At 64.9% G+C, this 7,510-nt stretch carries 12 protein-coding genes and 1 tRNA gene; 1 reads left to right on the top strand and 12 read right to left on the bottom strand.

Features of this window, described 5'->3' with window-relative positions; all coding sequences use genetic code 11:
* The 10 genes from QN357_RS16485 to QN357_RS16440 all read right to left on the bottom strand — a co-directional run.
* Window positions 1-610, bottom strand: a 610-nt coding sequence (locus QN357_RS16485; protein ID WP_323505221.1) for a putative immunity protein, incomplete at its 3' end; no start/stop codon positions are given.
* Between the two features lie 3 nt (window positions 611-613).
* Window positions 614-832, bottom strand: a complete 219-nt coding sequence (locus tag QN357_RS16480) for a hypothetical protein (protein ID WP_198413350.1) — start codon at window positions 830-832, stop codon at window positions 614-616.
* Window positions 833-1,041: 209 nt separating this feature from the next.
* Complete coding sequence (locus tag QN357_RS16475; RefSeq protein ID WP_134558450.1) at window positions 1,042-1,476, bottom strand: nuclear transport factor 2 family protein; 435 nt, start codon at window positions 1,474-1,476, stop codon at window positions 1,042-1,044.
* Between the two features lie 119 nt (window positions 1,477-1,595).
* Entirely contained in the window at window positions 1,596-2,348 is a 753-nt protein-coding gene (locus QN357_RS16470) for an HD-GYP domain-containing protein (protein ID WP_322135892.1), read from the bottom strand.
* A 133-nt stretch (window positions 2,349-2,481) separates the two neighbouring features.
* Window positions 2,482-2,859 (bottom strand): type II toxin-antitoxin system death-on-curing family toxin, encoded by a 378-nt coding sequence (locus tag QN357_RS16465; protein ID WP_134446439.1) that lies wholly within the window; start codon window positions 2,857-2,859, stop codon window positions 2,482-2,484.
* A complete protein-coding gene (locus tag QN357_RS16460) occupies window positions 2,856-3,041 on the bottom strand; it encodes a hypothetical protein (RefSeq protein ID WP_322135893.1) in 186 nt (61 codons plus the stop codon). The genes QN357_RS16465 and QN357_RS16460 overlap by 4 nt, the downstream gene beginning before the upstream one ends.
* A 99-nt stretch (window positions 3,042-3,140) precedes the next feature.
* Entirely contained in the window at window positions 3,141-3,362 is a 222-nt protein-coding gene (locus QN357_RS16455) for a hypothetical protein (RefSeq protein ID WP_322135894.1), read from the bottom strand.
* A 168-nt stretch (window positions 3,363-3,530) separates the two neighbouring features.
* A tRNA-Ile gene (locus tag QN357_RS16450) sits at window positions 3,531-3,604 on the bottom strand.
* Window positions 3,605-3,613: 9 nt separating this feature from the next.
* The gene (locus QN357_RS16445; protein ID WP_322135895.1) at window positions 3,614-4,831 is read right to left on the bottom strand and encodes a glycosyltransferase; all 1,218 of its coding nucleotides are present in this window, start codon (window positions 4,829-4,831) and stop codon (window positions 3,614-3,616) included.
* 181 nt (window positions 4,832-5,012) lie between these two features.
* Window positions 5,013-5,939, bottom strand: coding sequence for a DMT family transporter (locus QN357_RS16440; protein ID WP_322135896.1), 927 nt, complete (start codon window positions 5,937-5,939; stop codon window positions 5,013-5,015).
* Between the two features lie 40 nt (window positions 5,940-5,979).
* Between QN357_RS16440 and def the strand changes: the two genes are divergently transcribed.
* On the top strand, window positions 5,980-6,546 hold the full coding sequence (gene def / locus QN357_RS16435) for a peptide deformylase (protein ID WP_134446026.1): 567 nt from the start codon (window positions 5,980-5,982) through the stop codon (window positions 6,544-6,546).
* A 2-nt stretch (window positions 6,547-6,548) separates the two neighbouring features.
* Here the strand turns inward: def and QN357_RS16430 are convergent, their stop codons facing one another.
* Both QN357_RS16430 and QN357_RS16425 read right to left on the bottom strand, forming a co-directional pair.
* Window positions 6,549-6,854: an AzlD domain-containing protein gene (locus QN357_RS16430; protein ID WP_134446027.1), complete on the bottom strand. Its 306-nt coding sequence runs from the start codon at window positions 6,852-6,854 to the stop codon at window positions 6,549-6,551.
* Window positions 6,851-7,510 (bottom strand): AzlC family ABC transporter permease (locus QN357_RS16425; protein WP_323505218.1); only part of this gene is annotated, 660 nt, incomplete at its 5' end. The genes QN357_RS16430 and QN357_RS16425, both read right to left, overlap by 4 nt.

The raw sequence follows: 7,510 nt of genomic DNA, 5'->3' as shown, positions 1-7,510 counted from the left end.
CTGAACGATACAAATCACGCATCTGAACAGTGGGGCTCACTCGCACCACAGGTGGTGCCCATCGAAGCCAATATTCACTACTGCCCAAGGCGGCCTGAATCCTCCGAATGATCGACCCGAGGATGCCCGACGCGAGAAGACCTGAACCGAGTGGGCCCGCGGAATCCTCACCAAGGGGCGGCAACTGCCGAAGCGCCGCCCTGACTTGGGCATTCATGTGCTCGAGCTGCCAGGAGACCTCATCGGAGACTGCCGTAGCCTGATCAGCGGCGGCTAGCCCGGCGGCTTTCGCTGCGTATGCGGCTGCGCCGAGTGCGTGCGCGCCCATGTGCGCGACGCCGGAAGCTTGTCCGGCAGCCCGAGCAGCTGCCACTGCCGAGGGAGAGTTCACTGCCTGCGCGGCCCGACCAGCAACGAAGCGCCTGCGAATTTCACCGGCGGTATCAAGATCACCCTGAGCAAATGCCCGAGTACGAGCGATGGCATCACGTGGCCGGCCGTCCGTTGGCGCCTCCGTTTCGAAATGGACCAAGACTCTCTCAGCACAGTCAGCAGCCCAGGTTGCGACGAGGCGTCGGTCAGCTTCGCTGAGTGACTGCGGGGAAGGCACGTCTCACCTGCTCGTGCGGCCGTGCCCCGGCCGTCGCAGGCCGAGCCAAATCAGGATGATGCCAACGATTGCGAGGATGAGCCCGATGGAAAGCCACATCCGGCTACCCGTCATGAAACTTCCCGGGATCAGATTCATGCCCTGCCCGGTCCAGACGCCACCAAGGATCAGAGCGATCACGCCGACGGCGATGAGGGCGATGCGTCCGCTTCGGCTAGTCACGTCTCCCAACGTACCCCGGCTGACACGCACGTCGCCCGGTTGAGGTTCCCCAGGAAACGGGGAATCCGTCGAGATCAGGTCTCGGAGCGAATGACAGAGACTCCGCAGTCGGGGTTCACGGGTTCCAGTGAACAGGTGGTCTCATGCAGCTCCAGGAGTGTCCTGTTCTGTGAGAAATTACAACTGACACAACCCCTGAGCAGAGTCATCTAGTCGAGGGGCTCCACCCATTCAGACCGCCATCCGGGTGCCTCCGACTTTCGCGTGTAATAGCGGGTATCCCGGATGATCGACCCGTCCGCTCCGAACTCCAGGATGACCACCACGTGCCACACATCCCCGGCATAGTCATTCGTCCCCTCGACGACCCAGATTTGCCCCGACCCCACGACTCGGCGCAGGGTGATCGAGGGGGGAACAGGAAAAGCCTCCTGCATTGCCCGCATGGCCTCACGTCCACGGATGCGCTCCCCCGACTGCGGCATCTCCATCACGTAGGTCTCATCACGAAGCCGAAACTCAGCGTCAGGTGAGAGCCCCTCCTTGGTGAGGCCGAACAAACGCTCGAGGCCCTCGCGCATGGCCTCCGGATCGTTGTCTGTGATTGCCCGCAGAAAAGATTCGCGCACATCGAGGTCGCTCATTCTTCCTCCCGGTCAACGTTGAAACTCGACTACGAGCATTCTGCTCCTCTGCCGAGGAAGCGGCACGCTCGTCGTGCCTAACGGCGTCGGTGTGCTCCGGCAGGCGCATCCCAAGACGTTCATTGGCGGCCCCGGCTGCGAACGCGCTCCCACTCTGACGGAGTCAGCTCGCCCGGTTTGGACCACACCTGGTTGGAGACGCCCAGACAGCCGAGGTCGTGCACGTATCCCACTCGTCGAAGCGTTCGGAGGTTACCGGCGTCGAGTCCCAACAATTCGCCTGCCTTCGCCGACAGCGTGGCCACGCGCCGGGAGTGGCCGAAGGCGAAGCGGCACTTGAGGTCAACGAAGTCGCCTATCGCGCACACCAACCGGTCGAGACTCTCGTCGGTGAGTCGGACCTCCCGATCGGGTGCATAGCCAAGAGCATCACTCCAGGAGTCACCGGCGGGCACGGGCGCAAAGATCTCGTCGGGCGAGCCAAGCGCAGCATCGACGACGTCGGGATCGAGGTGTCCGCCCCGCCTGCTTCTGGCCATCGCGATCACGGCGTCGAGCCCGTATATCCGGTAGTGAACTTCGGCGACATCCGCGAACTGGGCGACTCTCATTTCGATCGGGATCTTGTCGCAGGAAACTGCCGCCGGCAGGCCCTCGCCGTCGAATCGCTCGAAGGTGTACGCGAGCGTGTTCTCGACATCCGCGGAAAGCCCAATGTGCCGGGCCAGGGCAGCTGCCGAGGTGCAGTGCGAGTGGATCAGGCTCGCGAGTTGGCCACGGGTATCCCGGAGCAGAGTGCCCATCACCTTGAGCCGTTGCGGGAGGGATTCTCCCTTTGCGATGTTGCCTAGCAGGAATCGCATGTAGGGCATGCCTGACCAGTCGACCAGATACGCCTTTGCAGGTCCCCTGGGACAGAGGCTCAGCTTCCAGTGACAGTCACCCACACCTCGGCGAGAGGAATGAAGCCTTCACGACTCTCGAGTCGACCACGGCGCCTGTGTCTCAGCGCTCCTCGCTTCCCAGATCAATGCGTTCCGCAATCTCGGAGACGTCGTCAAGCCGCCCGGAAGAAACGTCCATGATGAATTCATAGGCCTCATCATTCGACCAGGTCAGCCGTCTTCCATTCATACCGAGGAATGCGAGCAGAGCAGCGAGACTCAGGCGTTTATTGCCGTCAATCAAGCCGTGGTTGCGGGCCAAGGAGTGCGTCAGCGCCGCGGCCTTCTCGTTGAGGCTCCCGTAGGCATCCCTTCCGAATGCGCTCGCGCGCGGACGGGCCAGCGCCGACTCAAGCAACCCCTGGTCACGGACCGGCATGTCTCCTCCGAGGGCCCGCTGCCCGACGTAGAGGAGATCAGCGTAGGTGAGATAGATCACTTTCCCAAGCGTTCAAGCGCTTCGGCGTAGCGCGGGAGCTCCTCGTCAAGGACACGACCCAGAAGGTCCTGTCGGCTGTGGTTCTCGACGTATTCACGGACCGCCTGTTTGGCGATGTCCTGCATGGACCGCCTCTCGTACTCGGCACGGCGACGCAGGGCGTCCGCCTCGTCGTCGGTCAAGCGAAGGGTCATTGGCATGCACACACGGTATCACCCGTGACACCGTTCTCGATAGCGTCCCGATAAGGGTTGGGCTCGCGGGCCACGCAGTGGAACCTTTCAGTTGCCTGGCCTGCCCGGATCGGACAATCGTCGCTGGCTTGCCGCTTGACGTTGCCCGAGCATCCAGCCGGCACCGAATGCGAGGACTGCCAGCCCGACAATGAACAGCGCGATCCCAATCTGACTCCGTGGCGAGAACTGTAGGCCTCGTGGAGAGAACGTCGCGTTGCTGAGCGGCGCGCGTGTCGCTGTGCCGAGCATCACCTCGATGATGTCCACCCGTAGGTGTTCGAGGTCACTCCAGACCGAGCGAACTCGGTCGCGCACCTTCTCCATGAGCGCCGTCAGTAGGCGGGCACTTCGGAATAAACAATGGATAAAGACTGCATGCATCGAGTCTTGCCCCTTCAGCGAGAACAAGAATACCTGATCAAGACAGATTTCGAGTAGGGCGGCCGGGACTTGAACCCGGGACCGACGGATTATGAGTCCGCTGCTCTAACCAGCTGAGCTACCGCCCCCAACCGCAGTCACTCCGTGGAGCGGGCGGCGGCATCTGAGGTGATCGTGTCGACCACCGGTTCCCCACGATACAGGCTCTCAAAAGTGTCGAGGGTGCGATTGATGTCGTGGGCACCGATCAGCCGGAGCGACTCGTGCTTGAGGGCGTCGAGCACTTCGGGGCCCGCAGTGAGTACACGGGTCAGCTTGTCCGCAAGGTCCTGGGCGCCTCCTGGCTCGAAGAGGAAGCCGTTCTGTCCGTCGTGGACGAGGTGCGGCAGCGCCATGGCGTTGGCGGCGACGATCGGCAGGCCCGAGGCCATTGCCTCCATAGTCGCGATACTCTGCAGCTCAGCGATCGACGGCATCGCAAACAAGGTGGCGCGGGTGTATGCCGCGCGCAGTTCCTCATCCGTCACGTAGCCGCGGAAGACGACGCGGTTGCTGATGCCCAGGCTCTGGGCGAGGTGTTCGAGGTTGCGCTTCTGGTCGCCACCGCCCACGATCTCGACCTGGGTGTCCAGTTCAGGCGCGAGCAGCGTCACGGCGTGCAGGAGCACATCGATCTGCTTCTCGCTCGTCACTCGGCCGACGAAGAGGATCCGGTTCTCCGTGCGCGGCTCGAAGGACGGTGAATAGTTATGGGCGTCGATGCCGCACGAGATGGCGAGCACGCCCTCGAGTCCGGTGTACTTCTCCAGGAACTCGGCGGCGCGCACGGTCGGCGTCGTGACGGCTTCCGCCCGGCCGAAGGTGCGGCGAGCCGCCTTCCAGGCCATCTTGATCAGACGCTCGTGCATGCTCTTTGGAATGAGCGTGAATTCGAGCATGTTCTCGGGCATGAAGTGGTTCGTCCCGATGATGCGGATGCCGCGCTTCGCGGCCTCGATCGTGACGCCGCGCCCGATGTTGATGTGGGACTGGAAGTGCACGACATCCGGTTTGAAGGTGTCGAGAATTCGGCGGCTCTCCGCATGGATCAGCCACGGCAGCGCGTAGCGGAGCCAGTCGTGCGGGTACCAGCGCCAGCTCTTGATCCGGTGCACGAGGAACGTCTGTCCCTCGTGCTCTTCGGTCCAGGTGCCGTGCTTGGCCGAGGCAGCCGGCGCGAAGACCTGCACCTCGTGGCCGCGGGAGGTCAGGCCGGCGGCGAGACGCTCGGCGAACTTCGCCGCGCCGTTGACGTCAGGGGCGAACGTGTCGCAGGCAATGAGGACCTTGATCGGCTTTTTCGAACCCGGAGCCACAGGGGTCGAACCTAGTGGCGAAGCGGTCGAGTCTGACAAAGTGAGGGTGTCCCAACGTGTGTGGGCCGGAGGTCGTCATCCGGCGGTATTTCAGGTCTTGGACGGCGCGAACGCGGCCGACATCTCCTAGCACCCTATTCTAAATCCGCGTGTTCTCGCCCATCCTCGGCGACGGCGCGCCCTATTCCGATACGGTAACGGATGCCTGCGGGTGGTGCCGCGACAGCAGGATGACACCCCAGATCGCGATGGCACCTGCGAATGCGAACGCTACTCCCGCCCACGCTGGAGCCTGTGCGATCTCGCCGAGGACGACGATGCCGATTCCGACCGCCACCAGCGGATCGATCACGGTCAGGCCGGCGATCACGAGATCGGGCGGTCCCGACGAATACGCGTTCTGGACGAAGTAGGCGCCGAGAGCTGCCGCAAGGAGCAGGCCGGCGACGCAGGTGAGCGTCAGCCACTCGAAATTGCCGTTCTGAGTGCGGTTGATGATCACCTTCGCCAGGGTCGCGACGAAGCCGTAGACCACACCGGCGCCGGTGATGTAGAAGATCGCCTTGAACTGGGTGTGCAGCAGCGCGAACGCGACGACGAAGGAGACGAGCACCGCGCCGAGCACGATCAGGATGGTGATGAGGTTCTTGTCGGTCACCGGCTTATCCACGGCGAAGAAGGCCGCGACGGTGACGAAGAGCCCGATGCCGCCGACGCAGAGCGCGATGGCGATCTTGGAGGCCCGGTTGACCGGGGTCCTGGTCACCCGGGCGTTGACGATCGACGTGATCACGAGGGCGACGGCGCCGAGGGGCTGCACGACGATGATCGGGGCGAAGGCGAGGCTCGAGAGCTGGAAGACGATGGCGAGGCCGAGCATGAGGGTGCCGATCACCCAGGACGGCCGGCGCAGCAGGAGCAGCAGCTGGTGCGGGTCGAGGCCTCCCGTGACCGCAACGGTGTTGGCCTCGACCTTGTTGACGCCCCGGTGCTGGAACTGGGCTCCGAGCGACAGGAACACGCCGCCGATCAGGGCGAGCGGTATGCCGATCGCCTGGCGAGGGTCGACGGGGAGGTCGACGGTGAAGTCAATCAGGTCGAGGTGCACTCAACGACCCTACGACGGAACGGCCCGATATCCTTGCTGAATGGCCGTTCGCTCAATTGTTATTTTCGGGGACCCCGTCCTCCACACCCCCGCCAAGCCCGTCGAGACCTTCGACCAGGAGCTCCGCGATCTCGTCCAGGACATGTTCGAGACGATGGACGCCGCTCCTGGAGTCGGTCTCGCCGGCCCGCAGGTCGGCATCCCGCTGCGTCTGTTCACCTACGCCTACCTCGACGACGACAACCGACAGTGGCGCGGCGTCGCGATCAACCCCGAGCTCTGGATCACTCCGGTCCCCGCCGGAGAGGCCGACGAAGACGAGGACGTCGAGGGGTGCCTGTCGTACCCAGGCGAGCGATTCCCGCTGCTCCGCTCCCCCCGGGCGATCCTCCGCGCCGTGGACCTCGACCAGAAGCCGTTCGAAATCCACGCGGACGGCTGGCTCGCCCGGATCTTCCAGCACGAATTCGATCACCTCGACGGCACGGTGTATGTGGATCGCCTCGAGCACTTCTACGCGAAGATCGCAACGAAGGTCACGCGCAAGCGCGGCTGGGGCGGTCCCGGCCTCGCCTGGCTGCCGGGCGTAGACAACCTCGACGAATAGGCTCAGAAGAGGGCTCGAAGGCCTGCCGCCACAAGCGCGGCCACGATCACGACGACGATGAAGGGCACCCGCAGGGCGAACAGGACGACCGCGACGAGGACCGCGGGCACCCGGGCGTCCAGGGCAACGCCCGTCCCCGCGCCGAGCGTCTGCACCGCAATGAGGGCCGCGAGCAGGGCAACGGTCACGAGTTCGCTGATTCTCGCCAGGGTCGGCTTCTTCAGCACGGAGGCCGGCACCAGATAGCCGGCGAGCTTCAGCACGACACAGGCGATGGATGCCGCGATCACGATCTGCCAGAGGGTCACCTGCCGCTCCCCCGCGTTGGAGTACCAGAGGGGGTGCCGGAGCGCGCGCCGGCCCAGTTGGACCAGCCGACGACGATGGCGACGAGCGCAGCCGCAAGCACGGGCAGCCCGGGCGCGAGAACGGGCGTCAGGGCTGTGGCCACGACGAAGGCGGCCACCGCGACGACGAGGGCCTGCCGCCGCTTCAGCCGCGGCCAGAGCAGGCCGACGAAAGCGGCAGCGGCCGCGGCGTCGAGGCCGTACGAGCGGGTGTCGCCGAGGGTGTTGCCGATCAGGGCGCCCACGAAGGTCGTCAGGTTCCAGCCGGCGAACACGATGAGGCCGGTCACCCAGAACCCGCGCCGGCTCGACCGCGGGGTCGGCTGGGCGAGCGCGACGGCCGTCGACTCGTCGATCGTGATCCACGCCGCCGCGAACCGGCGCAGCCAGCCGCGGCCGACGATGGGCGCGGTGCGAATGCCGTAGAGGCCGTTCCGGGTGCCGAGCAGCGCGGCACCGGCGATCGCCGATGGCCCCGCCGCGACCCCGCCGGCCGCGAGTACTCCGATCAGGGCGAACTGGGATCCCCCGGAGAACATCACCAGGCTGAGGAACGCCGTCTGCCAGAGCGTGAGGCCGGACGCGACGGAGAGCGCCCCGAAGGAGACCCCGTATGC

Origin of the sequence: Cryobacterium sp. RTC2.1, assembly GCF_035018685.1 — a bacterium.
Classification (GTDB): domain Bacteria; phylum Actinomycetota; class Actinomycetes; order Actinomycetales; family Microbacteriaceae; genus Cryobacterium; species Cryobacterium glucosi.
Note: the sequence above shows the minus strand (reverse complement) of the source record. Positions and strands in the feature narration are given on the sequence as shown.

Excerpts from the sequence above, each read along its gene's own strand:
- QN357_RS16470 (WP_322135892.1), bottom strand. The coding sequence starts at position 2,348 with ATGCCCTACATGCGATTCCTGCTAGGCAACATCGCAAAGGGAGAATCC.
- QN357_RS16475 (WP_134558450.1), bottom strand. The coding sequence starts at position 1,476 with ATGAGCGACCTCGATGTGCGCGAATCTTTTCTGCGGGCAATCACAGAC.
- def (WP_134446026.1), top strand. The coding sequence starts at position 5,980 with ATGGCCGTTCGCTCAATTGTTATTTTCGGGGACCCCGTCCTCCACACC.